At 39.9% G+C, this 409-nt stretch carries 1 protein-coding gene; it reads right to left on the bottom strand.

Features of this window, described 5'->3' with window-relative positions; genetic code table 11:
• Positions 1-39 precede the first annotated feature (39 nt).
• Positions 40-409, bottom strand: a 370-nt coding sequence (locus tag FW757_RS23215; RefSeq protein ID WP_446441793.1) for an integrase core domain-containing protein, incomplete at its 5' end; no start/stop codon positions are given.

Here is a 409-nt window from a genome sequence, read left to right as displayed (position 1 = left end):
GCGGAGTTTTTCAAGTTAGTTGTCGCCTCAAGTTAAATTTTATGCCACCCGCATTTCTTCTTTTTTCTCAGGATTTAAATTTACTTCCTTAATTATTGACCAATCGCGTGATTTTCCTGACCAACGACCAGGGTTATTCAATCTAGCCGCATCGTTTACCTGCTGGCGCTTGGCTAATATTTCTTTATCTAAACCTAAGTGACACTGATTTGGCGTGACAAATTTTATACCGCTGTGCAAATGCTCGTTATTGTACCAATCTACAAACCCTGCCACCCATTTTCTTGCTGTGCTTATTTCTGCAAATGGCTTTTCTGGGTAGTCTGAGCGATATTTTAACGTTTTAAATAATGACTCCGAATAGGGATTATCATTACTCACTGACGGGCGACTAAACGACGGTACAATA

It is taken from the genome of Pseudoalteromonas sp. 1181_04 (assembly GCF_052850545.1).
Note: the sequence above shows the minus strand (reverse complement) of the source record. Positions and strands in the feature narration are given on the sequence as shown.